The organism is Pseudobdellovibrionaceae bacterium (assembly GCA_019637875.1).
Lineage (GTDB): Bacteria > Bdellovibrionota > Bdellovibrionia > Bdellovibrionales > Bdellovibrionaceae > JAHBUW01.
In genome coordinates this window covers 23,883-49,365 of the sequence record JAHBUW010000002.1, presented here as the reverse complement: position 1 = coordinate 49,365, position 25,483 = coordinate 23,883, and the positions used below count along the sequence as shown (strand labels likewise).

General features: G+C 58.7%; 21 protein-coding genes. 10 read left to right on the top strand and 11 right to left on the bottom strand.

The features are described from left to right. Position 1 precedes the first annotated feature (1 nt). Both KF767_02940 and KF767_02935 read right to left on the bottom strand, forming a co-directional pair. Complete coding sequence (locus KF767_02940; GenBank protein ID MBX3016821.1) at positions 2 to 1,168, bottom strand: acyl-CoA dehydrogenase family protein; 1,167 nt, start codon at positions 1,166 to 1,168, stop codon at positions 2 to 4. Further along, positions 1,165 to 3,045, bottom strand: coding sequence for a PAS domain-containing protein (locus KF767_02935; protein MBX3016820.1), 1,881 nt, complete (start codon positions 3,043 to 3,045; stop codon positions 1,165 to 1,167). Before KF767_02935 ends, KF767_02940 begins: the two co-directional genes overlap by 4 nt. 51 nt (positions 3,046 to 3,096) lie before the next feature. Between KF767_02935 and KF767_02930 the strand changes: the two genes are divergently transcribed. Beyond that, positions 3,097 to 4,977: a hypothetical protein gene (locus KF767_02930; GenBank protein ID MBX3016819.1), complete on the top strand. Its 1,881-nt coding sequence runs from the start codon at positions 3,097 to 3,099 to the stop codon at positions 4,975 to 4,977. Positions 4,978 to 4,991: 14 nt separating this feature from the next. Here KF767_02930 and KF767_02925 read toward each other — a convergent pair whose 3' ends face one another. Genes KF767_02925 through KF767_02910 form a run of 4 tightly spaced genes read right to left on the bottom strand, consistent with a single transcriptional unit; the run spans position 4,992 to position 8,970 of the window. Further along, positions 4,992 to 6,293 (bottom strand): MFS transporter, encoded by a 1,302-nt coding sequence (locus KF767_02925; protein MBX3016818.1) that lies wholly within the window; start codon positions 6,291 to 6,293, stop codon positions 4,992 to 4,994. Between the two features lie 35 nt (positions 6,294 to 6,328). Beyond that, complete coding sequence (locus KF767_02920; protein ID MBX3016817.1) at positions 6,329 to 7,978, bottom strand: hypothetical protein; 1,650 nt, start codon at positions 7,976 to 7,978, stop codon at positions 6,329 to 6,331. 30 nt (positions 7,979 to 8,008) lie between these two features. Continuing rightward, on the bottom strand, positions 8,009 to 8,488 hold the full coding sequence (locus tag KF767_02915) for a GNAT family N-acetyltransferase (GenBank protein ID MBX3016816.1): 480 nt from the start codon (positions 8,486 to 8,488) through the stop codon (positions 8,009 to 8,011). 2 nt (positions 8,489 to 8,490) lie between these two features. Further along, positions 8,491 to 8,970, bottom strand: a complete 480-nt coding sequence (locus KF767_02910) for an HNH endonuclease (GenBank protein MBX3016815.1) — start codon at positions 8,968 to 8,970, stop codon at positions 8,491 to 8,493. Positions 8,971 to 9,164: 194 nt separating this feature from the next. Between KF767_02910 and KF767_02905 the strand changes: the two genes are divergently transcribed. From KF767_02905 to KF767_02870, 8 genes are all read left to right on the top strand, one after another. Further along, positions 9,165 to 9,647: a peptidylprolyl isomerase gene (locus tag KF767_02905; protein ID MBX3016814.1), complete on the top strand. Its 483-nt coding sequence runs from the start codon at positions 9,165 to 9,167 to the stop codon at positions 9,645 to 9,647. Between the two features lie 286 nt (positions 9,648 to 9,933). Beyond that, positions 9,934 to 10,293: an RNA-binding protein gene (locus tag KF767_02900; protein ID MBX3016813.1), complete on the top strand. Its 360-nt coding sequence runs from the start codon at positions 9,934 to 9,936 to the stop codon at positions 10,291 to 10,293. A 64-nt stretch (positions 10,294 to 10,357) separates the two neighbouring features. Then, positions 10,358 to 10,993, top strand: a complete 636-nt coding sequence (locus tag KF767_02895; GenBank protein ID MBX3016812.1) for an arylesterase — start codon at positions 10,358 to 10,360, stop codon at positions 10,991 to 10,993. A 16-nt stretch (positions 10,994 to 11,009) separates the two neighbouring features. Further along, positions 11,010 to 11,675: an ABC transporter ATP-binding protein gene (locus KF767_02890; GenBank protein MBX3016811.1), complete on the top strand. Its 666-nt coding sequence runs from the start codon at positions 11,010 to 11,012 to the stop codon at positions 11,673 to 11,675. Beyond that, positions 11,662 to 14,223 (top strand): hypothetical protein, encoded by a 2,562-nt coding sequence (locus tag KF767_02885; GenBank protein MBX3016810.1) that lies wholly within the window; start codon positions 11,662 to 11,664, stop codon positions 14,221 to 14,223. Before KF767_02890 ends, KF767_02885 begins: the two co-directional genes overlap by 14 nt. 7 nt (positions 14,224 to 14,230) lie before the next feature. Beyond that, the gene (locus tag KF767_02880) at positions 14,231 to 15,244 is read left to right on the top strand and encodes a threonylcarbamoyl-AMP synthase (protein ID MBX3016809.1); all 1,014 of its coding nucleotides are present in this window, start codon (positions 14,231 to 14,233) and stop codon (positions 15,242 to 15,244) included. Between the two features lie 3 nt (positions 15,245 to 15,247). Continuing rightward, positions 15,248 to 16,039, top strand: coding sequence for a 1-acyl-sn-glycerol-3-phosphate acyltransferase (locus tag KF767_02875; GenBank protein MBX3016808.1), 792 nt, complete (start codon positions 15,248 to 15,250; stop codon positions 16,037 to 16,039). Further along, positions 16,036 to 16,677: a hypothetical protein gene (locus KF767_02870; GenBank protein MBX3016807.1), complete on the top strand. Its 642-nt coding sequence runs from the start codon at positions 16,036 to 16,038 to the stop codon at positions 16,675 to 16,677. The genes KF767_02875 and KF767_02870 overlap by 4 nt, the downstream gene beginning before the upstream one ends. Positions 16,678 to 16,692: 15 nt before the next feature. Here the strand turns inward: KF767_02870 and KF767_02865 are convergent, their stop codons facing one another. Further along, entirely contained in the window at positions 16,693 to 17,355 is a 663-nt protein-coding gene (locus KF767_02865; GenBank protein MBX3016806.1) for a hypothetical protein, read from the bottom strand. 276 nt (positions 17,356 to 17,631) lie between these two features. On the opposite strand from KF767_02865, the gene KF767_02860 reads away from it, so the two are divergent. After that, positions 17,632 to 18,909 carry a polysaccharide deacetylase family protein gene (locus tag KF767_02860; GenBank protein ID MBX3016805.1) on the top strand — a complete coding sequence of 426 codons (1,278 nt, stop codon included), beginning with the start codon at positions 17,632 to 17,634 and terminating at the stop codon, positions 18,907 to 18,909. Between the two features lie 67 nt (positions 18,910 to 18,976). On the opposite strand, the gene KF767_02855 is transcribed toward KF767_02860, so the two are convergent. From KF767_02855 to KF767_02840, 4 genes are all read right to left on the bottom strand, one after another. Further along, positions 18,977 to 19,453, bottom strand: coding sequence for a hypothetical protein (locus KF767_02855; GenBank protein MBX3016804.1), 477 nt, complete (start codon positions 19,451 to 19,453; stop codon positions 18,977 to 18,979). A gap of 359 nt (positions 19,454 to 19,812) precedes the next feature. After that, the gene (locus KF767_02850) at positions 19,813 to 23,112 is read right to left on the bottom strand and encodes an error-prone DNA polymerase (protein MBX3016803.1); all 3,300 of its coding nucleotides are present in this window, start codon (positions 23,110 to 23,112) and stop codon (positions 19,813 to 19,815) included. Next, complete coding sequence (locus KF767_02845) at positions 23,096 to 24,382, bottom strand: hypothetical protein (GenBank protein ID MBX3016802.1); 1,287 nt, start codon at positions 24,380 to 24,382, stop codon at positions 23,096 to 23,098. Before KF767_02845 ends, KF767_02850 begins: the two co-directional genes overlap by 17 nt. Before the next feature lie 152 nt (positions 24,383 to 24,534). Then, positions 24,535 to 25,215, bottom strand: a complete 681-nt coding sequence (locus KF767_02840; GenBank protein MBX3016801.1) for a recA protein — start codon at positions 25,213 to 25,215, stop codon at positions 24,535 to 24,537. Positions 25,216 to 25,483 lie beyond the last annotated feature (268 nt).

Below are 25,483 nucleotides of genomic sequence, written 5' to 3'. Positions count from 1 at the left end.
GCTATTTGTAGGCGGGAAGGCCCGTCAGTTTTTCACCCACGATGAGGCGGTGGATGTCTTCGGTGCCTTCGTAGGTGTTCACGCTTTCCAGATTCAACATGTGACGTCCCACCTGATACTCGTAAGTGATACCGCTGGCACCGAGTACGTCCCGGCACGTCCGCGCGACGTCGAGGGCCATGCGCACATTGTTCATCTTGCACATCGAGATCTGGTGGGGCTCGACGCGTTCTTGGTCCTTCAGTCGGCCCAAACGCAACGTCAGCCACTGCGCCTTCGTGACTTCGGTGGCCATGTTGGTGAGCTTCGCTTGCACGAGCTGAAACTGCGCGATGGGACGGTCGAATTGGACGCGGGTCTTCGCGTATTGGATCGCTTCGTCCAGGCAGGCCATGGCGGCGCCGATGGCGCCGAAGGCGATACCGAAACGCGCCTGATTCAAGCACGAGAACGGACCGCGCAAGCCTTTGACGTTCAGCTGCTGCGAGACGGGGACCCGGCACTGATCGAAGTGCAGTTCGCTGGTGACCGAAGCGCGGAGCGAGAACTTCTTGCCGATATCGCGCACGGTGAAACCGGGCGTGTCGCGATCGACGACCAGGCCGATGACCTCGCCCTCATCATTGCGTGCCCACACGATCGCCAGATGCGAAATTCCACCGTTCGTGATCCACATTTTTGTGCCGTTCAAGATATAGTGATCGCCGTCGCGTTTCGCGCGGCTGAGCATGCCCGCCGGGTTCGAGCCGAAATCCGGTTCGGTCAAACCGAAGCAGCCGATCATTTCACCCCGCGCCATCTTCGGCAGGTACTTCTGTTTCAGCTCTTCGCTTCCGTATTTCCAGATCGGAAACATGCAAAGTGAGCTCTGCACGCTGACGAAACTGCGCAGACCGCTGTCGCCGCGCTCGATCTCTTGCATGATCAGTCCGTAGGCCGTGGCCGAGAGTCCGGCGCAGCCGTACCCGGTCAGGTTCGCTCCGAAAACGCCGAGCTGCGCGAGCCCGGGCACGAGCTCTTGCGGGAAACGTCCTTCGTCGTAAGCTTCAGGCAGCAGGGGAAGCATTTCGTCGGAAACGAACTGTCGAACGGAGTCGCGAATCATTCTTTCGTCGGAAGTGAGCTCATCGTCGATCGAGAAGAGGTCCAGGGCTTCAAATGTTTTCATCGGGTCTCGCTTGTGTGCTGATGCTTCGGGAATTGAAAAATGAAACGGGTATGCGGCGAAAGCGCGTCGTAGGTCAACGTTCCACCATGAAGTTCGGCTAGAGAAAGCGAAATGGACAAGCCTAGGCCCGTACCTTGCCCGACGGGTTTCGTCGAGAAGAAGGGCTCGGTCATCCGCGCGGCGATTTCCGGGGTGATTCCGCGTCCGCTATCGGTGACCGAAATTTCGATTTGCGTCTGGTGTTCGCGGAATTCCAGTCGGATCCATTTTTCCGGCAGCTCGCTGACCGCGTCCACGGCGTTGTTCAGTAGATTCAGCAAAATTTGCGAGACCTGCACGGGGCGTAGATCGATGAGAGTCTCTGGGATTTCGCCGACGCTCATCTCGATTCGTAAATTGGCTAAACGAGATTGGCACAGGATCATGACGTCTTCGACGACCGAATTCAAAGAGGCGCGTTGGAAAACTTCGGTTTCTTCGATGCGCGAGACGGTGCGCATGCTCCGGATGATTTTCGCGATCCGTTGGCACATCTGAACGATCCGGTCGATGTCCTCGTTGACCTTGGGGTCGATTCCCGTCGCCGCGTTCATGCTTTTGCGAATCTGTTCGACCTTCGCGATGATGATCGTCAGCGGGTTATTCACTTCATGGGCGATTCCGCCCGCCATTTGTCCGAGCGCCGCGTGTTTCGAAGAGTTGAAGGCCTTCGCGCGATCCGTTTCGGCCGCGGCGGCCAGGCGCTTTTCTTCGGTGATGTCGACGCCGACGGTAATCAGCTCCATGATTTGGCCCGAGGCGGGATCGCGTTCGAAGACCTGCGTTTGGATTCGCAACCAGCGCGGCCGTCCGTCGTTGTCCAAAACCTTCATCGTGATGTCGGCGATTTCGTTGTCCGCCAAAGAGTTCACTTGGCGGCCGTAAGCCTCGAGATTCGGAATTTCCTCGGGGTGGATGCGCGCGCGCCACTGCGAAAAAGGCGAGGTCCGCACTTGCTCGGGATCCAAATTGAAGATCTCGATATACCGGCGATTGAAAAACTTCATTCGATCTTGCGGTAAGTTTCCGATCGTGATGAAGGCCGGCATCATCTCGGTAATCTTTTGCAGCATGCGGGCCTGCTCGTTGGCTTGAGTCTGCAGGCGACGCCGGTGGGTGACATCCCAGTTCAGGCCGATCAGGCGTGCGGGTTTTCCGTTCTCATCCCAAAAACAAATTCCCGAGCCGCGGATCGTGCGGGGCTCTCCATCGGCAGTCCGAATTTCGAACTCCGCATTGTAGGGTCTGACTCCATCCAGAGCGTCTTTGATTTCCGACCACACTTTTTCGCTGTTTTTTTGGTCCAGCGACGCATTGAACGCCTGCATGGGATGATCGAACTCATGAGCATCGCGGCCGAAAATTTCCCACTGGGTGCGGTCCCACACCAAAATGTCTTCTTTGATATTCCAGTCGAAGAAACCGACCCGACGTGATCGCAGTGCGAGCGAGACACGTTCGGAGGTGACCAAGGCTTCTTGCCCCAGTTTCGAGAGAGAGCGCTCGGTCATCGGGAAAGACTGCGCGAGCAGCGTGATCTCGCCGTCGTCCAAGAGGTATTGAAGCGTGAGCAAGCGGGGGTGGATGCGGCCTTCGAGGTCTCCCGAAAAGATCTCTTCTTGCGGCGCCTTCGTTTCCAAACAGCGACGGGCGAGAGGTTCGATGAAACGTCCCAGACCTTTGTCCCAGTTCACTGTCCAAGAATGGTCCTTGCCGACTGCGACTTCCGCTAATGGCAGCCATTCGCGCGCGGCCGTATTCGCCGCCTTCAGGCTCAAATCGGGCCCAAGCAGGAAGGCGGGATGCTTGAATTGAGAGACCATCTGGCTCAGGTTCACGGGCAGTATTTTATCGGGACAAATGGGGGATGGTCATCCTAAACTCATGTTATGGACTACGTGTTCGTCCTGGAAGACGATCCAGTCTACCAAAAACAGATCGTCGAAGCCCTGAAGCAGATTCAGGACAGCTTCGAGATCCGCACCTTCGATTCATTGGACGCGTTTTCGCGTCTGGTGAAATCCGTTATGACTCACGGCGCCCTGGCGTTAGCGAAAGACGATGCCGAGACCATCCGCGTCGTCCTGGTGGTCACACGTTTAGAATTCATTGGGGCCGACCGGCTGAGCCTTCTCGAGAAAACCCGCGACTTCTTCATGCGACGCGGAGTCTGTACTCCGGAAGAGCCCATGCGCTTCGTCTTTACCGCCTTCGATGAGCCCGACCTCGATTTGAACGCGCTCAAAAAAGACATCGTTCAGAACGTCATCTTCAAGCCCTTCGATCGTTTGATCTTGCAGCAGCATTTGCAACTTGCGATGCCGCAAGTGAAGTCCGGCGCCGACGCCCTCAGCATGCAGAAGGCGAGTGCGCTCGTCGAAATGCTGAAGAAGGTGAACGTCGAATCGATGACCGAGCTGGGCTTCACGTCGGTTTCCAATCGCCCTTTCGAGCCGGGCGTGGTGAACAAATACTACGGGCCGGAGTTTATCAGTGACCGACATCGGTCGGTGATGGCGCGACTGGTGCACTGCCGTCCGAACGGGAACGACACTTACCAGCTGGATTTTCGCCTCTTCGCGTTGGATCCGACGCAGATCACGCACATCCGCAAACGCGTACGCGCGAAAGAAACCAACGGTCCCCGCGAAGTGAAGCCGCCCCGGGTGGAAAACGTCGTCGAGGGCGGCAAGGCGTTCGTCGATGCGATTCCCGCGCAGATGAACTTCGTGATCGTGGACTCGAACGAAGACGAAGCGCGCAGTCTGGCCGGAACCCTGCAAAGAAAAATTTCCGGCGCCGAAGTCGTGATTTTCAAGTCACGCGCCGAGTTTGAGGCCGACCTCGGTTATGCGGATGGCGCGGCCGCGCAGATCCTTCCGCAGGGCACGGTGACTTTCGAAGCCGATCGCGGGCTGGTGGTCACTCAATGTGCGCCCAATGATGCGACAATTTGGGGTGAGCCGTTGATGGGGGCGGGGCTGGGACGTTTTCTGACCAAAGAAAATGGGCAGAACCTGGGCCTGTGGCTTATGGGCAAGAAATCCACGATCACGCTGCCCACGCAGGCCAATGGCAAGTACGGCGCTTTAAAGTTTGAACGTGAAAATGATCGTCTGACCGTGCGTGAACTGCAGGGCTTCGAACGGAGCGATTTTCTGCGCGGGTTCCGCTTAGTGAAGCGCCCCGTAGCGGCCGTCTTCGTCGAGAACCAAGGTTTGGACATCGCCCACCCCGCGGCTTTCGAAAATTTCCTGACCAATCTCGAGAAAGATCAAGGGCGTAAGCCGCCGGTCTTTCTGCTCGCGAACCGGGAGTTCACGGATGACGAAGAGCGTACCTTGGCGCAATTCGTCGACGACGTTTTCTTTCAGCCGCTGGACCGCATCTACCTTCTGCAGAAGATCCTATTCCATGTTCCGAGCCTGAAGGTGCTGGAAGATCCCGTGGTCGTGAACGAAAAGAAGATGGCGCACGTCATTCGCGCGGCGAATCCGGTGCAGATCGAAGAGATTTCCGAAGCCGTGTTGGTCATGGCCTATTACCGTCCGATCGAAATTCACAGCTTCCGCGAATTCCTCTTATGGCAGCCTTACGAAATCGCGGCCCCCGAGCTGTGCGGAGTCGTACACCAGGTGGACGAGGGCGCCGACGCGAAATCGCCGCAAAAAATTCGCTTCACCTTTTTCGGGATGCGCGACGAACAGTTGAAAGCCATTCGGCTTTGGATCCTGAACCACTACATCCACGGCAAAGAAGACAAAGGTTAGCCGTCAAGCCGAGTCTAGGCGCGGGCGCGGTAGCTACGTACCAACAATAGGCATAGTAAGAACGCGGGGATCCCGATCGCCGCCGTCCCCACGAAGAACAGCGCGAAGGCGTCCATCTGCGTGCGGCCCACGGCCAGTTGTTCGACCGCGACGCCCGAAAAGCCTTTCAGCACTTTGCCGAGCAGCGCGTAGAACGAACTCAAAAGCGCGTACTGGGTCGCCGTATACCCGAATGTGGTCAGACTGGACATGTAGCCGATGAGGGCCGTTCCCGCAAAACCCGTCGAGAAGTTGTCGACGAACATCACGGCTGAAAACACTTCCGTCGACGGACCGAACACCGCCATCACGGAAAATCCCAAGTTCGAGGCCGGCCCCACGATCGCGCCCAGCAGAAGCGTGGGGATGAAGCCCAAACGCATCGCCGAAACGCCGGCCGCGGCGACGCCGACGACCGAAGCGATCAAACCCACCGAGCCGCGGACCGACGCGATGACCTCTTTTGAAAGTCCGAGGTCGGTATAGAACGGATTGATCATCGGTCCCATCACGAAATCGGAGAGACGATAAAGACTGACCGCCGCCAGGATTAGCAACGCTTTCTGCCCGTGTTGCTCGAAGAACGCGAAGAACGGACCCGCGATCGCGTCCCACAGTCGGCGCAGGGACCACGTCGTCGCTTCGGTGACCGCCTCCGTCGAGCGCGAAGGTTCGCGGGCGAAGTAAGTCGCCGCGAGTCCGACGCCCATCAAAGCGCCCATGGTGATGAACGACACCGACCAGCCGACCCATGCGGCCAAGAAAAGAATGAGCGCGTCCGTCGTCAGCATCGAGGCCCGGTAGCCTAGCTGGTACGCGGAGGACAGCATCGCCATCTCTTCGCTGGCGTCCGAGACTTCGATCCGCCACGCGTCGACGACGATATCCTGGGTCGCCGAGGCGAAAGCCGCGACCACGGCCGAAAGGATGAACACGGTCATGCGCAGGCTTTCGAGCTCTCCGGGTTGCACCACCGCCATCGCGACGAGTCCCAAGGCGATCAACAGCTGCGACACCATCATCCAGCCGCGACGTCGACCCAGAAGCCGTCCGAAAAGAGGCGCGTCAACTTTATCGATCAGCGGGGCCCACAGGAATTTCAAGGAATAGGCGAGTCCCACCCAAGACAAAAAGCCGATTGTCGCAAGCTCAATTCCGCTTTCGCGCAGCCAGAAACCCAGGGTGTTGCCGACGAGCAGGAAAGGGAGCCCCGAGGAAAAACCCAGCGCCAACATCACCGCCACTTTCGGACGGGTGAGGGCTTTCATCGTTTCCATCCAGGTCAGGCGGCGTCGGGGCTCGGTCGTTTGGCTCATTCAAGAAATCCCGGTTGTTTGCGCATCTTCCACAGAAGATGGCTGATGTAGGGACGACGGGCTTCGCCGGTCGTGACCATCAGCAGTTTGGTGATCTTCAGGTTTTCCGAATCCGTGTACAGCAGGATCAGCATCTCTTGGATGAAATTGGTGTTCAGCGTGACGTAGTTGTCGGTCCCCACGCCAAGTTGCATGCCCTTCTTTTCCCACCACGAGAACGGATGGTCTTTGTAGTCTTCGAACTGTCCGGTCAGCTTGTTGTTCGACGACGGCAGGGAAACGAGCGTCACTTCTTTTTGCAGGATGCGGTTCAAGACGTCGTGTTGGTAATGCTCGACCTCGCGCGCGGTGTGGAACTTCGCTTTCAGGAAATGCACCTTCTCGTCTTCGGTGAGCGGGCGTCCCTGCAAAAGCGGATCGAGGATGTTTTTGTACACGCCCCAGTCGAGCTCCATCAGCTCTTTGTATTCGGGATCTTTTTCGGTGATCGCCTGGCGATTGCGGTTTTTGTCGATCACGCACTGGTACAGACGGTGGAAGTAGTAGTTCGGATTGATCCCGAGCGAAAGACCGTGCTCGAGCGTGTCGATGTGCCAGATGTTCATGGCGTTGTCGACGGCCTGGATCCCCTTCTTCAGCGTGTGGAAGGTTTCGCCGTGGTGCGAGCGGATCTTGAAGCCGCGGTAACGCAGTTTGCGGAAGCCCTTCGAAAACTCGTTGAAGTGCTCTTTGCGGTAAAGCTCGGTCTCGCTGCCGACGGTATCGACGTCGGTCATGTGCTCGGCCAAGAACGGATAGGTGTCGATCAGGTTCACGAGCTCGTCGACCTGCGCTTCGAAGTGTTCGCGGCGCAGCTTGAAGCGCGACGAATCGAAGAAGTTCGCTTCCTTACGGAAGGACGGCGACAGCGTGAAAAAGAAATCGGGATGTTTTTTCTGGAACTCTTTGAAGCCCTGGTAAAGTCCCAACACGACGTCTTCCGAAGTCACGTTGTCGGCGCCGGGGATCTGGTCGCTGGAACTCGAGGTCGCCCGCGACAAGGTGAACTTCAGGCGCAAGTTCCCCACGTTGTACTTCGTGTAAAGTTCTTCGGCCATGTGGTAGGCGCACTCGGCGTGAGCGTCGCGATCGACCAAAACCAATTTGGGAAGATACAAAATCTGCAAGTAGCGCGAGAAGCCTTCGGTGTCCTGCAGGCGGATAAGCTTGTCGACGTCGGCTTCGGAGGTGATCGGCCAAGCCGAGGGACCGTAGACGTCGGTGATTTTCTTCTTGTAGATTTCCGCGTGCGGCCCTTCGATCAATTTCTTCAGGCGTGGCCACAGAAACTCGGCGGTCAACGCGCCCGTCAAGTGAATGTGCTCTTCACGGTATTTCAGCGGGAACAGACGGAAGAAGTCGAAGAGGGCCTGCGAAGCGGGATGCTCCAGCAGCGCGTTGATTTTGACTTCGTTGGCGCGGAAACGCCCGACCAGGGTTTTGAACTCTTGAATCAGCTCGAAAGCGCGGGGACTTTCGGTTGAAAGTTCGCTGTGGGTAATCAGATCCAGGGTATCGACCAACGAGACGCCGTTGGTTTCCGAGATGATGCGGATGAAGCTTTTCAGCAGAATTCGCTGAGTGATATCGTCGACTTTTTTCGCCATAGACCATAACACCGCGAAAACGCGCGGAGGTCAAAGTCTCTTGAGCATGACCTTATGCGGTCCGACTCCATTGATCGAGAACAGTTCGCTGGCGAAATCGTAGCCGTTGGTTTGGTAAAATCGAAAGGCGTCTTGGCGGGCGTTGAACCACAAAAGTCCCGATCCCAGCTCTCGGAGTTGTCGTTCGCCGTCGCGAAGGATTTGGTCACCGATCCCGCGGCGGCGGTAATCGGGATGGACGGCCATGCCCCGCAGCCGATAGGGAAGCGGCCGGCCCCTGGCGTCGTCCGCGCCGAGAAGCGGCGGTTCACTGGGCAGGGCGTCCCGGCGAAAACTGCCGATGCCGACCACGAGTCCGTTTGCGGGATCAATCATGCCGATGTGGAAGGTGCCTTTGTCCTCGTCCCCGGGGAAGTGGCATTGCTCGGGCGGCTGTCCCGGGCGCAGCACGGACTGCCGTAGCGGGAGGGTCTCGCGCCAATGAATGTTCTTAAGAATCAGTTCGCTCAAGGTCAGCCTGCCGGATCGTTGAGGTAGGGACCCCAGGATCCTGGCATCTGCGTGGAATTGTAGTCAAGATCGGTCGTGGGCAGCCACGAGGGGATACGCGGTTCGTTTAAAAGCGGCATCTTCGCGACGGAGGGCGTGCGATTGCCCTTACGCTGATTGCAATCGCGACAAGCGGTCACGACATTCGTCCAGCTTTTCGGTCCTTGCTTCGAGGCCGGGACGACGTGATCCAGAGTCAGCGACTTCGCCGCGTGTTGGATGCCGCAGTACTGGCAGGTGAAGTTATCGCGGATGTAGACGTTCTCGCGACAGAAGCGAACCACCCCGAAGTTGCGGGGACGCACGTAGGTTTTCAGTCGCATGACGCTCGGAAGTTGAAAAGCGTTGAAAGCACTGCGCGCGAAGACGTTGTGATACTCCAGCACTTCGACCTTCCCCTGGAACCAAAGGATCAAAGCCTTTTGCCACGGGATGATTTTCATAGGTTGGTAACTGGAATTCAAAAGTAACGATCGAGCTTGTCGGAAAGGACTCGGACCCGTCATTAGAAAATTGTCGGTCGTGAAACGCCCGTCCCGCAAGCGAATTGTAGGAACCGCCTTTCTTCTTGCCGGGTCCCTATAAGCGTGGTTTATGGTTCACAACAATTTGGCCCCGTTCCAGAAGGAGATTTTCCATGAGCCTGTCGGCCCAACCCCAACGTGTCATCAGCTTCAACTACACCCTCAAAGATACCAAAGGCCAGTTGCTGGATGAGAGCTCGGATGGACCCTTGGCCTTCTTGACCGGAATCGGACAAATCATTCCGAAGCTCGAAGAGGAAGTGATGGGAATGCTGATCGGCCAAAAGAAGACCGTCAGTCTGAAAGCTTCGGATGCTTACGGCGAGCCCGACCCCAAAATGGTGATGGAAGTTCCCAAGAAAGAACTCGCGCACTTGAAGATCGAAGTCGGTGCGTTCTTGCAATTGAACCTCGGTCAACAAATGAAAGTCGTGCGGATCGCCGAAATCGGCGAAGAGAATGTGAAGCTCGACGGCAACCACCCGCTGGCGGGCGTGGATCTCGTTTTTGACGTGGAGCTGATCGAATCGCGCGTTGCGACCTCGGAAGAGATCTCGCATGGTCACGTGCATGGTCCCGGTGGGCATCACCACTGATTCGCCATAGATTTCAAGGGGGACCGGGCTGACGCTCCGTACCCCTCCCCCCCCCCCCCTCAAGCCCCTTCCTTTGGCTTTGCCTAAGACCGTTAAGATCGTCTAAATACAGGATTTCCCGCTCTTGAGTTCTGACTCTTTCTTTTGATTTGCCGATTTATTTGTTAGCCTGTAATCACTGATTCGTGTCCGTGTTCCAGAAAGCGATTGCCTGTTTTAGTGCGTCTGTTCTTGGTACCGACATATGAATTACCCACGCCAGGGTTGGGACTTTGAAGGAGGTACCATGGGCAAGAAACTTTATATCGGCAATCTTCCGTACGGCGTAGACGATCAGTCTCTGCACGAAACTTTCGCGGTTTACGGACCCGTCCTTTCGGCGAAGGTCATCACTGACCGTGAGTCGGGACGTTCGAAAGGCTTCGGCTTTGTCGAAATGGAAAACGACGCCGATGCAGATCGCGCAGTCGAAGAAGCGAACGGCAAAGACGTCGGCGGACGCGCGCTGAACGTTTCTGAGGCTCGCCCTCAAGCTCCCCGTGAAGGCGGCGGCGGACGTGGTGGCTTCGGTGGTGGACGCGGCGGTGGCGGCGGACGTGGCGGCTTCGGCGGCGGCGGACGTGGCGGCGGCGGCGGACGTTACTAATCGTCCCCGACTCCAACTGTTAACGATTTAATAACTCAACGGCCGGTGCTAAACTCGGGACCCTATGAAGGTCAGAACAGCATCGGCCGTTTTGTTTTTGGCGCTCCTGAATTTCTCCTCCTTCGCGTTCGCGAAGACTCCCCGAATCGTTTTCCTGGGTGACTCACTGACCGAGGGATACGGCGTCGCTAAAGAGAAAGCGTATCCCGCGCTCATCGATCAGAAAATCAAAGCCGCGAAACTCGATTGGCAAGTCATCAACGCCGGCGTCAGCGGCTCGACGTCCGCCAGCGCGAAGTCGCGCCTCGACTGGCAATTGAAATCCAAACCCGAAATCATCGTCATCGCCCTCGGCGCCAACGACGGCTTGCGCGGTTTCAAACCCGCCGACACCCGCAAAAATTTAGAGGAGGCGATCGTGAAAGCGAAAGCATCCGGTGCGCGGGTGGTGCTCGCGGGCATGGAGATGCCGCCGAACTACGGCGACAAGTACCGCGACGATTTCCGCAAAGTCTATCCCGCGCTCGCGAAGGAGCAGAAGATCGACCTGATCCCGTTTCTGCTCGACAAGGTCGGCGGCGCGAAAGACTTGAATCTCGAAGACGGCATTCATCCAAATGAAAAGGGCTACGTCATCGTCGCCGACAACGTTTGGAAGACGCTTGAACCCATCTTGAAATCCACCACGGTCAAAAAGTAAGGACGGAAGTGAACGCATGAGCCTGAAAGTCACGAATCTGAAGAAGTCCTTCGCCCAAGGTGAGTCGCGGATCGAAGTGCTGAAGGGGCTGAACCTCGAGGTCGCGACGGGAAAGATCGTGGCGATCCTCGGTCAAAGCGGCGCCGGCAAGTCCACGTTTCTGGGATTGCTGTCGGGGCTCGACGTTCCGGATTCGGGATCGGTCGAGATCGGCGGACAAAACGTCAGTGCGCTCTCGCCCGAGGCGCGCACGCTTTTCCGCGGTAAACAAATCGGGATCGTCTTCCAGCAGTTTCACTTGGTCCCGCATTTGACCGCGCTCGAAAACGTCGCGCTGCCTTTGGAAATCCAGGGTGAAACCGACGTCGAAAGTCGAGCCCGCGCCATGCTGGAAAGCCTGGGGCTGGGGCACCGCTTGCATCACCACCCCGGCACCATGAGCGGCGGGGAGTGTCAGCGGGTCGCCATCGCGCGCGCCTTGGTCGGACGGCCGAGTCTGATCTTGGCCGATGAACCGAGCGGGAACTTGGATCTCGAAACGGGTGAAAAGGTCACGCAAGTTTTCTTCGATCAAATCCGCAAAGCGGGGATCACGACCATCCTCGTGACCCACAATCCGGAACTCGCGCGTCTGTGCGATGAGCGCTACAGCCTGCGCGGAGGCCTTTGTGTTCCGTCTTGAGTCCCGGTTGGCGTGGACCGAGTTCCGCGCGATGCGCGCGCTCGTCTTTTTGCTGATCATGAATTTGGCCTTGGGGTTGTCGGGATATCTGATCCTTTCGACCTTTCAGGATGCGTTGAAGGATTCTTTGCGTGCGAACGCGAAAGCGAATCTTTCGGGTGATGTCGCGATCAGCGTGCGCCGTCAGCTGACCGCGAAAGAGCTCGAGATCTTGGGGCGTCACGTTCCGGAAGGGGCGACCTCCAGCCGCCTGTACGAGTTCTTCTCGATGGTGGCGGCGGGGCCGGATTCGCGTTTGGTGCAGATCAAAGCGATCGACGAAAGCTATCCGCCTTACGGAGAGATCCGTCTGAAAGACGGGGGCGTCATCACGGGCGCGAGCGCGAAGACGATCGTGAACGAACCGAAGATCTGGGTTTATCCCGAGCTGCTTTTGCAGCTGAATCTGAAAGTCGGCGACAAACTGGAGCTGGGCGGAACGTCCTTCGAAATCGCCGATGTCGTCGAGGAAGACAGCAGCCAAACTTTCCGTTTGGCGAGCTTAGCGCCGAAAGTTTACGCGGGCCGATCGCAAATCGAAAAAACGACGTTGATCCAATTCGGCACGACGATGACGGACGCGGTCCTGATCAAATATCCCGAATCGGCGATGCCCACGCCCGAGCAGCTGAAAGAGCGCGAAAAGAAATTCCTGGACGAGGTGAACGAGCCCGCCGTGCGCTGGAGCAGCTACCTTGAAGCCAGCGAGGACACCGGCCGCGCGATGGGATTTCTATTCGACTACTTGGGCCTCGGGGCCTTGGTCGGCGTTTCGCTGGCGGGCTTCGGTCTGGCGGCGCTCGTACGCTCTTGGCTGAACCAAAAGGTGAAGGCTTATGCGGTCTACAATGCGCTGGGACTGCGTTCGAGCAATATCCGACGCATTTTCCTGATGCAGCTTCTACTGCTGAGCGTGGCGACGACGGCGGTCGCGATGGCGGCCGTCGGTTTGGGATTGCCGGTCCTGGGCGCCTTGCTGAAAGAGTTCATCAGCGTCGACGTCAATGTCACCTTGCAGCTGCGCACCGTCGTGAAAGGTTTCTTCCTGATCGCGCTGGGTTCGATCGGCGTGACGTTGCCGTTCATCCGTCAGCTTCAGGATGTGCCGACGCAGCGTTTGTTCTCGGAAGCCTCCACGTGGGTCGGCGACTTCCGGCCGATCTACGCGCTTTTGTGGGCGCCGGTGCTGGCGGGATTCTGGTATCTGTCGATTCGTGAGGCGAACTCGTACATCCTGGGTTCGAGTTTCTTCGGGGCTTTGATCGGCTCGTATTTGATCTTGGCCTTCGCGGGCTGGGCGTTGTTCCGTGCGGTGGGAAAGCTGCGCGGTCCCTGGTGGGCGCGGCAAGGCTTTTTGTACTTGGCCCGTAAGCCGGTCCTGCTGACGACCTTCGTGGCGCTGTCTTTGGGGACATTGCTTACGACGTTGATTCCGCAAATTCGCGCGGGCCTGTACGATGAGCTCATCGGCGACCGGTCCGCGAGTCGACCGTCGATTTTCCTCTTCGACATTCAAGATGAGCAAATCGACGGCGTGAAAAAGATCGTGAACGAAGAGGGACACGAGCTGAACAATATTTCGCCCTTGATCCGGTCCCGCGTTCTGGAAGTGAACGGCAAACCTTACGAACGCAAAGAAGCTGCGGAAGGCTTCGTCACCCGTGAAGAGGAAGCGGAAAATCGCTTCCGCAATCGCGGCGTGAATTTGTCGTCCCGTCCACGCTTGACGGCGGCCGAAGCGATTACCGAAGGTCGCGAATTTTCGCCGACCCTTCGCGAGGGGAAACCGATCGAATTGTCCGTCGAAGGGCGCTATGCCGGCCGTATGGGGTTCAAGATCGGCGACGTGATCAAGTTCGATATCCAGGGCTTCGAAATCGAAGGTGAAATCGTGAACCTGCGCCGGGTGATGTGGAACAGCTTCCAACCGAACTTCTTCATCCTGGTGCAACCGGGCGCGCTGGACGATGCGCCGAAGATTTGGCTGGCCGACGTGACGGGCGCGAACGAGGACGCGAAGAACAAGATCCAAACGCGGGTGGCGCGGGCCTTCCCGAACGTGTCGGCCATCGACGTCGAGCGCGCGATCGAAAAGGGACTGGAAGTCCTGGACAAGATGGTCTTCGCGCTACAGCTGATGTCGACGCTCACTTGGATTTCGGGATTGTTCGTGCTGCTCTCGATTTTGTACCGGCAATTGCAAGTCCAAGAGTGGGATGCGACCTTGTTCCGTCTTCTGGGGGCGCCCACGCCGGGGGTTTTGCGTCTGTTCCAAGTCGAATTCGGCATTCTGGTGTTGGCGGCGACGTTCTTCGGAAGTCTGCTCGCGATCGCGATCGGCATTGGGTTGTCCTACCAGTTCTTCGAAGGGAATTTCCGGATCGACTTCATGAGCCTGGCGCTGACCCTCGGGGCGAGTTGCGTTTTGAGCCTGATTTTGACGAGCTTTTTCAGTCTGAAACTGGCTCGGTCGAATCCCGCTCGCGTTCTGGAATCCGTTCGGTTATAGCCTGGGCATGCCTTTGACCCCTTCCCCGGAAAGCCTATCCGCCGCCGCGCAATTGCTTGAGCGCGGCGACGTGGTCGCCATGCCCACCGAAACGGTGTACGGCTTGGCCGCGCGTATTGATCGCGAGGACGGACTCAAACGCATTTTCGCCGTCAAAGAACGGCCCTTCTTCGATCCATTGATCGTTCATGTCGACGGGGTAAAAATGGCGCGGACGTGCGCCCGTGAGTGGCCGCCCACCGCGGACGCTTTGACGGCCGCCTTCTGGCCGGGACCGCTGACGATCGTGCTGCCCAAAAGCGAATTGGTTTCCGACCTTATCACTTCGGGTTTGGATGGCGTGGGCTTACGGTCGCCCGATCATCCCGTCGCCCGTCAGCTGATCCAGTTGGCGCAGGTTCCCTTGGCGGCACCGAGCGCCAATCGTTTCGGTCACACGAGTCCTAGCACTTGGCAGCACGTGCAAGACGAGTTCGGCGAAGCGGTCTACATTCTGAAAGCCGATTCGGGACGCGTGGGCATCGAATCCACCGTATTGAAGATGGACGGGGATGAGCTGACCCTGTTGCGGCCGGGCATGGTGTCCCGGGGACAGATCGACGCCGCGCTCGCGCAAGCCGGCGTGAAAGCCCGTTGGCGCGAGGCCGCCATTCGCGGTGAAGCCCCCGGCCAGATGAAACATCACTACATGCCCCGGATCCCTTTGGTGCTCGTGCCCGCCGAAATGACCGAGTCCGAGATCTTGGCGCGGGTGAATACCCGTCGTGACGAGATCCCCCATCAGCTGGAAGGTGTGGATCTTCGTTTGGAGCGGCCCACGGGAGCCTATCATGAGCTTCGCGAGCTGCGTTTGCCGGACGACGCGGAACTCGCGGCCCGGCGGCTTTACGCGGACCTCCGGGCCCTCGCCGAATCGGGTACGGAACTCCTCTATTTCCGCTGCAAAGACGGGCAGACGGGCGAGCATTGGGCCGCCGTCCTCGAGCGCTTGACAAAAGCGGCCAGTCTATCGCTTTTGTAGGCCATGGGTTTGACTGATCGTCTGCGCGGCGCCGTCCGCTTCAGCATCTTCATTGTCTACGTACTGAGCTACCTGATCGAGTCCTACGTCGGCCGCTTATTCATTCGCGGACAGGTGGCGCGTCGGGGTTTTCACGCGCGCACGGTTTCGCGTTACACGCGGGGTGCGTGCCAGATGATGGGCGTGAAGGTCGAAGCGAAGGGACTGCCCCCCAAGGGACAGAACTTTCTTTTGGTCGGCAATCACTTGGGCTTCATGGATATTCTGGCGCTGTCGTCGGTGAAGCGCTGCCTGTTCATCACGTCGGTGGAAATGCGCGAGACGCCTTTCTTGGGAACTTTGTGCGAGATGGGCGGATGTTTGTTCGTCGAGCGCCGCAGCCGCACGAAGATCGTCGGTGAAATGGGCGAGATTCGCGATGCGCTCAAGCAGGGCTTCGACGTCGTGCTTTATCCGGAAGGAACGTCGGGCGACGGGGAAAAGCTTCTGCCCTTCAAAAAGTCGCTGCTGATCTCCGCCGCCGGCACGGGCATTCCGATCAAGGTCATGGTCATCAACTACCGCCGGGTGAACGGCGAACCCATGTCGGATAAATGGCGCGACTCGGTCTGCTGGTACGGCGATATGAGTTTTTTGCCCGCGATCTGGGGCCTGTTCTGTCTGAAGACCATCGATGTCGAGATCAGCTTTCACGAAGAGATCCACGTCCAAAGTGAAGAGGATCGCCATCACGTCGCCGCGACCGCGCGTGAACTCGTGGAAAAGCACTTCGTCCCGATTCCGAGGCCCACATGAAGAAAATCGGTTGGCTGCTGGGGCTCGCGCTCGTCATCATCACGGGCTGCATGATCTATCTGGTCGTGTCCGGCGTCGTTTTGCGGAGCGCGCCCATCATCAAGCCCAGCGTGCTTGCGCCGGATTTAGCGAACGCGGGACACGATGTGGTCCTGCGTTTGTATCCGGATTTCTCAAGCTCGCACTATGTGCTCTTGGGTTTGGAGCCCCAGTCCGACGAAACGCGCGCCTTACTGTCGGCCATGCGCGTGGAGGGCGAGAAGTTGTTGGGGAAACCCGTGACGATTCTGGAAAGCGCGGGCGCGCGGTCCCGCGAAGAGCTCGCGGCGTGCGCGGCCCCTTGTTGGCTTTTGCTTCCCCGTGACGGGGCCAACGAGATGCGACCGAACCCTTTCATTGCCGAGAAGATCGTGACGCTGGGCCGGCCCTACATGAGCGTCAGCTGGATTGGTTTTCACCGTGGTGAGCCGGTCTCGGAGACTTGCGATCGCGAAGCGCGCCTGGACTTGGAATGCTTGGGCCCCATCGGTGTCCGTGAAGTGGCCCGCAAGCTGAAGGATGCGTCGGCGCGCTACTATTTCATGCGCAAGTACAATGACCGGGATCATTTTCTATTCGTAGAGAACCGGGCCGACTGACCCGGTCCATCGAAATTACTGCACGCCGCCGATTTCGGGCGTCGACTGCACGGGCGTTCCCGTGTTCTGGGTGTCGACCGACGCTACTTGCGTGTCTTCTTGCAGCGATGCGGGGGCGCGGTTGTTGTGCTTCAGCTTGTAGATTTCCGACGAGGCGTTGTCTTTCATCGAGCGCAGGGTCTTGCGTTCGAAAGCGGTCAGTTTGCCGTCGGCCTTCGCTTCTTTGCGGAACTCTTGGATGGCTTTACGCGAGGCTTCGAGTTGCTTTTGTTCCGCTTCGGTCAGCTCGCCGTTCTTGACGCCTTCGGCGATGCGGTCCGCTTGGCGCTTCATGCGATTGCGTTGTTTATCGTGCTTTTGCGCGTAGATTTTCTTCGAAGCGCGCTTCTGCATTTTCTCGAGCTTTTTGGCTTCTTTTTTCGAGAGTTTGCCGTCTTCCAGGAACGCTTGTTCTTTCTTGGCGATGCGCTCTTGGGTTTTCTTCAGGCGGTCGTACTCTTTTTGCGTCAGGCGTCCCGCGCTCAAACCGTTGTCGATACGTTTCGCCTGGCGGGCTTGACGGGCGTCGACGCGCTCTTGTCCCAGTTGTTTCGGCAGTTTGTTGTTGCGTTTCGCGTGGGCGTTGCCCGCGATCAGCGTCAGAACCAGAAGCACGATCTGGAAAATTTTGAGTTTCATGTGAGCATCCTCCCTTGAGCCAGTTCGGGGTTCCGGTCCATCGTTCCCGGGCTGGCATTCATACGACTTGCGACACATTCAGTATCTCTAGGCCTAGGGGGAAAACTGACTGATCAGACTTGGCGGGTCTTCTCAAGCTGAGACGGGGCGAACTCTTCCTTATTCGTTCCCATACCTCAAAAACGTCCCCTGTCTCGTTCTTAGACAGGTTTTTTCTTCCCGGAGCCCTTTGGACGGGAGGGGACCGAGGCACGGAGTTTGGATTTCCCATCGGGAATGAGACGTTTGTCGACCTGGATTACCGCCGCCGTATTGGCCCCCGCCTTCCTGATGACGGTCGCGGCCTGCTCGCCCGCGCCCAGCTTCAAAGAGCGAATTGAGCTCACGCCCGAGGCGAACGCTCAAGCGCTCAACGAAGCGGAGTGGATCAATTCGCCCGCGAACCCGACGAAAATCTTCGCCGACCTGCGCGGACAGATGACCACGAATCCCGATGATCAGATCACGCCGAACGAAGTTTGCGCGACCCTGAAAAAGTACGAAGAGGACGCGAAGCTCTTCTTATTTGAAAACGAAATCCGTTCGGCCTCGAATAAGACCGTGATCGGCCAATGTCGCGATCAGCTTTTGCGTCGTTTGGAGCGTATCCACGCCGCGAACCGCGCGCGCATGAAGGCGCAGGGTTTCGCCGTCCTGAATTACGGGCGGATCAACGACGTCCTTGCGTTGGATCTGCAGAATCCCGACAGCATGACTGAAATCATGAAGAACGTTTACGCCGAAGTCGATGGCGGAAAAATGCCCGCGCTGAAGACCGAAGAGCAGCTGCGTGACGTTTCGAAGGGCTACGTCGCGATTCGTGGCGACGTCCAGCCGAAGCAGGTGATCCTGACCTTCGACGACGGTCCGCACCCGCTGATGACCTCGCTGATCGCGGCGACTTTGAAGTCGGCGCAGACCAAAGGAATCTTCTTCACCTTGGGACAAGCGGCGAAACGCAATCCGTGGGTTACGCAAGAACTCGCGCGCGAAGGTCACGTGATCGCGAACCATAGCTATTCGCATCCCTACATGGGACCGCTGGAAGAGTGTAAAGGCGAAGACTGCCGCAAGAATTGGGTCAGCGAGCGCGAAGCCTTGTTCGAACTGCAGAAGACCCACCAATTGCTTTTCGATCTCGTCGGCCAAGTGGAGCCTTTCGTGCGGTTCCCCTTCGGGGCGAAGACGAAAGGCCTGGGCGCTTTCCTGAAAGCGCACGGTATGGGCGAGTTTTTCTGGAACGTGGATTCCGAAGACTGGCGCTTCTCGCATTCGAACGAAGCGGTGCTGGACCGGATGATGGCTCAGCTCGATAAAGATCAGCGCGGGATCATTTTGCTGCACGATATTCATCGCCGGACCGCCGAGATCTTACCGGAGCTGCTGCACCGGTTGGCGAAGGGCGGTTACTCGATCGTGGTCCTGCGCGCTCAGGATCCGATGTCCCGCACGCAGAACGTGCTGCTGACGGGGGAAGAGATCTCGATTCCGACGGCGCTCCTGCCGACTCCGTAAAATAAAAAAAGCGCCTCGCGGCGCTTTTCTCATTCGGCTTTCGCTCGATGTCGGAAGGACTTCCGTCCTAGTAACGTTGAACCAAACATTTCGAGCTGTAGGCGACTTCCAAGTACGAGATATGTTTTTTGTCCATCCCGTCCTTTTTCGGAATCTGACTCCGGTTGATACTGAAAGCCATGTTGTGGTCGTAGCTACGACCGTCGGGCTTTTGCAGATAGTAACCGGTGACCGACAAGTGGAAGAGCGTCTTCTTCTCGTCATTCATGCAGTGCAGGCCCCAGTTGCGGGGACCGAAGTCCTCGCAACGCGCGCCCCGCACGATCATCCGCGGCTGCTCGTGCGCCTTGCGGGCGAAGAGCAGGTTGTAGCGGCGTCCCTGATCGGACGATTTCAAGATGATGCGTCCACCCGATTGCGTCGCGCAGTTCACCGCGGCGACGCGTTTCAGGTGGAAAGCCTCATATTCCTCTTTGGTCAGTGCTTGTCCGTGCGCCACCCCTGACGCCAACAGCAATCCGACCGCGAAAAGCGATGCTTTCATTGTTGTACTCCCCATAGCTGCGCCGGAACAAAGCAAGGACGGGACCGGCTTTTACGGCTGCGGGAACGAAACGGCGCGGGGCCGGGCGGGGAGGCCGGGATTTCTTTTCAGGGGTGTCGGTGGGTTCGACAGCTCAGAGCTGCACCCTTTCCGTGTTGCAACTCGATCTCGGCGTGAATGAACAAGCCCTCTCTTTTCGCTTGGCTGGGACACGGCCCTCCTGGCCTCACCGCAGAGTCTTACGCCGTCCGGGCGCTGCGGAGGTCCCACCCAACCGAAAAGAGAGGGCTTCTTCATTCTCCGGAAATAGATTTTTGCAACACGGAAAGGGTGACTTTTTCAATGCTCACCACCATGCCTTACCAATGTCGTGAGCTGTGATCGAGCTCGGGGGTTGTGGTCTCGATCCGCAACAGGAACACCCGCTCGGCGCGCAGGTTGACGAGGCCGTCGCCGGTTTTTTCGAGTCGGCCTTGGACCTCCAGAAAACCGTTCGAGTAGACCGTGTGCCGGTCCCTTTGGTAGACGTCGGGCGGGATCACGATATTCATGAAGCCGAATTCGTCTTCGAGCGTGATGAAGCACATCCCCTTCGCGGTGGGCGGGCGCTGGGTCACGCCGATCATGCCGGCGACCCGCACCTTCAAACCGCTGCGGTCACGCTCGAGGTCGCGTGAATCCGAAAACGGGATGAGCCGACGGGCGCGCAGCTGTTCGCTGCGGGCATTGATTCCGGCGCGCAAGATGCCGAGCGGATGCGTGTCCAGCGAATAGCCCGAGCTTTCGTATTCGCGCGCCATGCGGTCCCAATTGGACTCGAAGGGCAATTCGGTTTCGCGGTCGTCGGGATTTTCCTTCGCCTGGCCCCACAGAAAACTCTGCGGATCCAGCGACAGGCTTTCGATCTGCCACAAAAGACGGCGGGGTTCGAGCCCCCAGCATTGGAAGGCGCCCGCCCGCGCGAGTTTCGCCAGTAGGGGGCGCGGCATTTCCAGCCGGCGCACGAAATCTTCGAGCGACAGGTAGTGTCCGCGTGCGTGCCGCTCACTCACGATCTTTTCCATCCACTCGCGGGGAAAAGCGGACAGGCCGATGAAGCCCACCCGGATGTCGTCGAGGTGATCAAGGCGCGGGGGGCGTTCGGGCGCGCGGTAGCCCTCGGCCTCTCGCGGTCGCGACAGCAGTCGGTACTCGACGTCCGACGTTTGGATGTCGAGGGGCAGGAACTTCACGCCGCTTTTTTGCGCTTCGCGGATCAAAACGCGCGGCGGATAAAAGCCCATCGGCTGCGAGTTCAGAAGCGCGCAGGTGAAGACGTCCGGATGGTGGCACTTGATGTAGCAGCTCGCGTAGGCGAGCAGCGCGAAGCTCGCCGAGTGGCTTTCGGGAAAGCCGTAGTTCGCGAAGCCTTCGATGGTTTGGTAGATTTGCTCGGCCATGGACTGCGGAATGTTTTTTTCGGCCATACCGCGGAACAGACGGCCGCGCACGCCCTCCATCGTTCCTTCCTGGCGCCAGGCCCGCGACATGATCCGGCGCAGTTCGTCCGACTCGCCCGGGGTGAAGCCCGCGGCGGCGACCGCGATCTGCATGACCTGCTCCTGGAAGATCGGGACGCCGAGAGTGCGCCGGAGCACGGGTTCGAGCTCTTTCACGGCGTAGGTCGGTTTTTCGAGGCCTTTGCGGCGCCGCAGGTAGGGGTGCACCATGCCGCCCTGAAGCGGGCCGGGCCGCACGAGCGCGATCTCGATCACGAGGTCGTAGAAATTGCGGGGTTGCAGCCGTGGGAGCGTCTGCATCTGCGCCCGCGACTCAATCTGGAAGACGCCCACGGTGTCGGCCTTGCAGATCATGTCGTAGGTCGCGGGATCTTCGGACGGCAGCTCGGCAAGATCGCCGCGGAAATTTTTGTGCGTCCGCAAAAGCTCCAGACAACGGCGCAGCGCCGAGAGCATACCGAGCCCCAGAACGTCGATTTTCATGAGCTTCATGTCGTTGATGTCGTCCTTGTTCCACTGGATGACGTAACGACCGTCCATCGTCGCTTTCTCGACGGGCACGATGCGCGTGATCGGCTCTTGCGTGATCAAGAAGCCGCCCGTGTGGATGCCGAGGTGGCGGGGGAAACCTTTGATCTCTTGGGTTAGCTGCAGCATCGCGAGCCAGCGCCATTTCTCGATTTTGAATTTCTCGTGGAGGCTTTCGTCCGCGACCAGGCGGCGCATGCCGTCCCGGCCCATGAACTTCACCATGGCGTTGACGGTGGAGAGCGGAATGCCGAGGACCTTCGCGACCTCGCGGATCGCGAGGCGGGATTTGAACCGGATGACGGTGCAGACCATCGCCGCGTGTTCGGAGCCGTAAGTGCGGTAAATGTGCTGGATCACCTCTTCGCGGCGTTCGTGCTCGAAGTCGATGTCGATGTCGGGGGGCTCCTGGCGCTCGCGCGAGATGAAGCGCTCGAAAAGCAGTCCCACCTTTTCGGGATGCACGGCGGTCAAACCCAGGCAGAAGCAGGCGACCGAGTTCGCGGCGCTGCCGCGGCCCTGGTATAAAATGCCTTTCTCGCGCGCGAACTCGCAGATCTCGTACACGGTCAGGAAGTAGTCCTCGTAAGCGAGGTCGCGAATGATCTCGAGTTCGTGATCGATCTGATGCCGCACTTCGGGCGTGACTCCTTTCGGAAAGCGGCGCCGGGCGCCCTCTTCGACCAGGTGGCGCATATAGGTCGTCGCGGTCATCCCGGCGGGGATTTTCGAGTGCGGGTACTGGTATTTGATGTCCGTGAGTTTGAAGTCGACGCGTTTGGCGATCTCGACGCTTTCTTCGAGCAGGTCCGGACGATCCCGCCAAAGGACGGCGAGGTCGGCGAGGGGGCGCAGATAACGCTCGGAGTTCTGGATGAGCGTCTGCTCGGCCTCTCCGATCGTCGTGTGGTGATGGATGCAGGTCAGGACGTCGAAAAGGCGTTTGCGTTCGGGCGTATGCATGAACGGGCGTTGGGTCACGAAAAGTTGCGCCTCGTGCGTGCGCTCGAGCTCGAACGCCTGCCGGCCGAACTCGAGCGACTCCCAGGTCAGATCCCGCCACACCGGCAAATAAAGACGATCCCCGAAGATGCGGCGCAAATGCTCGAAGCGTTCGACGTTGAAGGGGGGCAGCGGAAAGGCGAGCAGTCCCGCCGCGTGGGCTTCGACCTGCTCGAGGGTGATTTCGGAGAAGTACTTCGCGACATTGCGTTTGCCGATCGTCAAAAGCAGGCACAGATTCGAGTAGCCTTCGAACGTCATCGGCATGAACGCGATCGAGGTGCCGTCCACGAGCGTGAGCTCCGAAGCGACCAAATACCGGAAGCTTTCTTTCGGCGAAACCGAGGCGACGAACAGCGACGGCTCGGACGCGGTATGGTGGCCGCGCACGACGCCGTAAAGGCCGTTCAGGTCGCACAGCGCGATCCCTTCGTAATCCTCGCGGATCGCCTGCTCGACCATTTCATTGGGATGCGAGGCGCCCTGCAGGAACGAGAAGTTCGAACGGGCCATGAGCTCGATGAAGCGCACGGGCCGCGCGACCGGCGCAAGTGTTCCTTCACGGTGGGCGATCGCGCCGGAGGCGGTCGGACTCAAAGGGGCCACGGCCCCGTCAGTCGAAGTAGCCATGCAGGAAGTAGCTCTTCGATTGGTGATCTTGGTAAATCCACACGAGCTCGCCCGCGTCGGAGACCGCGAAATAGTAATCGCGATCGGCGGCCTTTTGCCCCTCGCTCTTCAGGGCGTCGCGCAGCCGCGACCACCACGAGGCTTCGAGGCGTTCGGTCGGGAAAAAGCTCAGCTTACGAAAGCGGCGCAGTTCGCCCTTCGTCAGTTCTTTCGGCGAATCGAGCAGAAGGGTCGGGCGCGGGGTATTCAGCAGCGCCTTGGCGTAAACGGATTTCACCTGGATCGCGGCTTCGTCGCGTTCGATGTGATCGCGGGCTTCGAGCACGCGCGGCCAATCGGGCTTCAGGTGGTAGCTGTTCTCGGGGAAATGCTGCGGGACGAGCTCCAGAAAACCGACTTCGATCTGCGACTGCTGCGCGAAGCTGATGAGTCTTTGCCAGCGGTCTTCGCTGGTGTCGCGCGGTTCGAAGAAATCCATCTGTTCGACTTTTTCGGGAACGTCCTCGAGCAGAAGTTCGCATTCCCGGATGGGGTTCAGCAGGTCGACCCCTTCAACCTTCGCGAAGAGCAGATCTTGGAACAGTTTCAGATCGCGATTCGGCGAGACGGGCTCGATAACGATCGAGTGCCGCGCGTTCGAATACTCGCAGTGCAGGATCAGCTCCAGCCGGCGCGCGAAACGCCCCTGGCCTTCCAGGCGCAGAAAAAGAAAACTCAGCAGCTCATCTAAGCGTGTGCGCAGCAAGTGCAGCAGTCCCACGGAATCGTCGAAATAGGCGTAGGCTTGAAAACCTTCCGTCGGCAGGAGCGGCGACAGCACCTGGCCGTCCTGTCCGTGCAGGCGCTTCCACAAGAGGACGCCGGTTTCGCCCCAGCGTTCGCGGAACGACGATAAAGTCAGGTCCCAGATCCCGTCGATCTGCCGCAGTCCCAGGGACTCGAAGAACTCGACGATGTGTTCGATGCGGCGGCGCTGGGGCCAGGGTTTCAGGCCTTCGTACTCGGTCAAGACGGGGAGGGGCAGACGCTTGAGCGTTGCGGCGTCTTCGCCGGGAGGGGAAATGGAATCCCGTCCACCCACCGCGAGCACTTGCGCGAGGGCGGGGTGATCAGCGATCGCCGCTCGCGGGGCCCTCGCTCCCAAAGCAAGGGCGATTTCCAGCGCGCGGTTCAGAGCCCGATCTTCTCCACCCAGGAGCCCAGCGGTTGACTCAAGATCAACAAAAATAAAATGAGGAAGACGAAACTGAACACGAGGCGAGAGGACCAAAAAGGCTTCCGCCGCGCAGGCTTGTTCGACCGGGGATATATCAAGACAGAGCGTTCGCATGTTCTCACCTTGTTCATAAAATCATCCTTGGCTTCAAGCGCGTTCAGGAACGCGCCTTTTTGAACTCCAGCGACCGTGCCGGAGGGGTTGACTTAGACGGGGGCTAGGGCTCGGGGCGGTGCCGATTTTAGTGGTGCCCCGAGTACGGCGCGCAGTTGCCCCAAGAGGTCCGAATGAACCATGCCGCCGCTGACCGTAAACGGCGTCGGACGGTGGAGCGCGCGACGGACCGTGAAGTACTCGCGGCCGCACTCGATCACCAAGCCGAAGATGGGATTCACGGACCAGTTCTTCGCGTGCGAGACGAGCACCAGCGCGACGTGATGCACGCGCGCGAGTTTTTTGAGTTTTTGCAGTTGGTGGTTGCGCAGAAGCGCTTCGGGTAAATGGCAACCCACCATTTCAAAGAGCGAGCTCGAAATGAGCTCCTGCAGGATCCAGAACAATTGTTGATTCTCTTTCGGCTTTTTCACGACGAGCAGTCGGTCGAGTCGCAGCTCCCGCGCCAGCGGCGAGTTCGGCAAAAGATCCCAATCCGAGTTCACCCACGCGACCCACTTCTTTTGCGCGTGGATTTTCTGCGCCGTCTTGAGCCACAAGCTGGTGGCCCCCGTCCCCGGTCGCCCCAGAAAAAGACTGAGATCGCCTTTCGGAATCCCGCGCCAGAGAAGGAAATCGTCGAAGACCTCCACCCCGGTCGAAAGACCGTCCGGAGGCTGCAGCTGATCGACCCCGCGGAGAAGATCGCCGAGCTCTTCCCGCAGTTCCGCCATGCGCGCGTCTTTCGCGGGAACGGATCGTTTTGAAAGTGTGTCCACAACATCCACCGGTTTTTCCACAAGACCTTCATTCATGACTCCCTCCTTGGTGATCGGGTTTGGCGAACGCAAGTCGGCCTTCACGAGTCCGAGAACTCGTGTCGACCGCATCACACCCGCGTGGGTGAGGCCTCTTCATGAGACCCAAATTTTTTTATGTGACTTTCATTGCTAGAGACTGACCTCAAAAGCCAGATGCAAGGCGCAAGGAGGAAGGCGTACC

Excerpts from the sequence above, each read along its gene's own strand:
- KF767_02940 (MBX3016821.1), bottom strand. The coding sequence starts at position 1,168 with ATGAAAACATTTGAAGCCCTGGACCTCTTCTCGATCGACGATGAGCTC.
- KF767_02930 (MBX3016819.1), top strand. The coding sequence starts at position 3,097 with ATGGACTACGTGTTCGTCCTGGAAGACGATCCAGTCTACCAAAAACAG.
- KF767_02925 (MBX3016818.1), bottom strand. The coding sequence starts at position 6,293 with ATGGAAACGATGAAAGCCCTCACCCGTCCGAAAGTGGCGGTGATGTTG.
- KF767_02920 (MBX3016817.1), bottom strand. The coding sequence starts at position 7,978 with ATGGCGAAAAAAGTCGACGATATCACTCAGCGAATTCTGCTGAAAAGC.
- KF767_02910 (MBX3016815.1), bottom strand. The coding sequence starts at position 8,970 with ATGAAAATCATCCCGTGGCAAAAGGCTTTGATCCTTTGGTTCCAGGGG.
- KF767_02905 (MBX3016814.1), top strand. The coding sequence starts at position 9,165 with ATGAGCCTGTCGGCCCAACCCCAACGTGTCATCAGCTTCAACTACACC.
- KF767_02900 (MBX3016813.1), top strand. The coding sequence starts at position 9,934 with ATGGGCAAGAAACTTTATATCGGCAATCTTCCGTACGGCGTAGACGAT.
- KF767_02895 (MBX3016812.1), top strand. The coding sequence starts at position 10,358 with ATGAAGGTCAGAACAGCATCGGCCGTTTTGTTTTTGGCGCTCCTGAAT.
- KF767_02890 (MBX3016811.1), top strand. The coding sequence starts at position 11,010 with ATGAGCCTGAAAGTCACGAATCTGAAGAAGTCCTTCGCCCAAGGTGAG.
- KF767_02880 (MBX3016809.1), top strand. The coding sequence starts at position 14,231 with ATGCCTTTGACCCCTTCCCCGGAAAGCCTATCCGCCGCCGCGCAATTG.
- KF767_02875 (MBX3016808.1), top strand. The coding sequence starts at position 15,248 with ATGGGTTTGACTGATCGTCTGCGCGGCGCCGTCCGCTTCAGCATCTTC.
- KF767_02870 (MBX3016807.1), top strand. The coding sequence starts at position 16,036 with ATGAAGAAAATCGGTTGGCTGCTGGGGCTCGCGCTCGTCATCATCACG.
- KF767_02865 (MBX3016806.1), bottom strand. The coding sequence starts at position 17,355 with ATGAAACTCAAAATTTTCCAGATCGTGCTTCTGGTTCTGACGCTGATC.
- KF767_02860 (MBX3016805.1), top strand. The coding sequence starts at position 17,632 with ATGAGACGTTTGTCGACCTGGATTACCGCCGCCGTATTGGCCCCCGCC.
- KF767_02855 (MBX3016804.1), bottom strand. The coding sequence starts at position 19,453 with ATGAAAGCATCGCTTTTCGCGGTCGGATTGCTGTTGGCGTCAGGGGTG.
- KF767_02850 (MBX3016803.1), bottom strand. The coding sequence starts at position 23,112 with ATGGCTACTTCGACTGACGGGGCCGTGGCCCCTTTGAGTCCGACCGCC.
- KF767_02840 (MBX3016801.1), bottom strand. The coding sequence starts at position 25,215 with ATGGCGGAACTGCGGGAAGAGCTCGGCGATCTTCTCCGCGGGGTCGAT.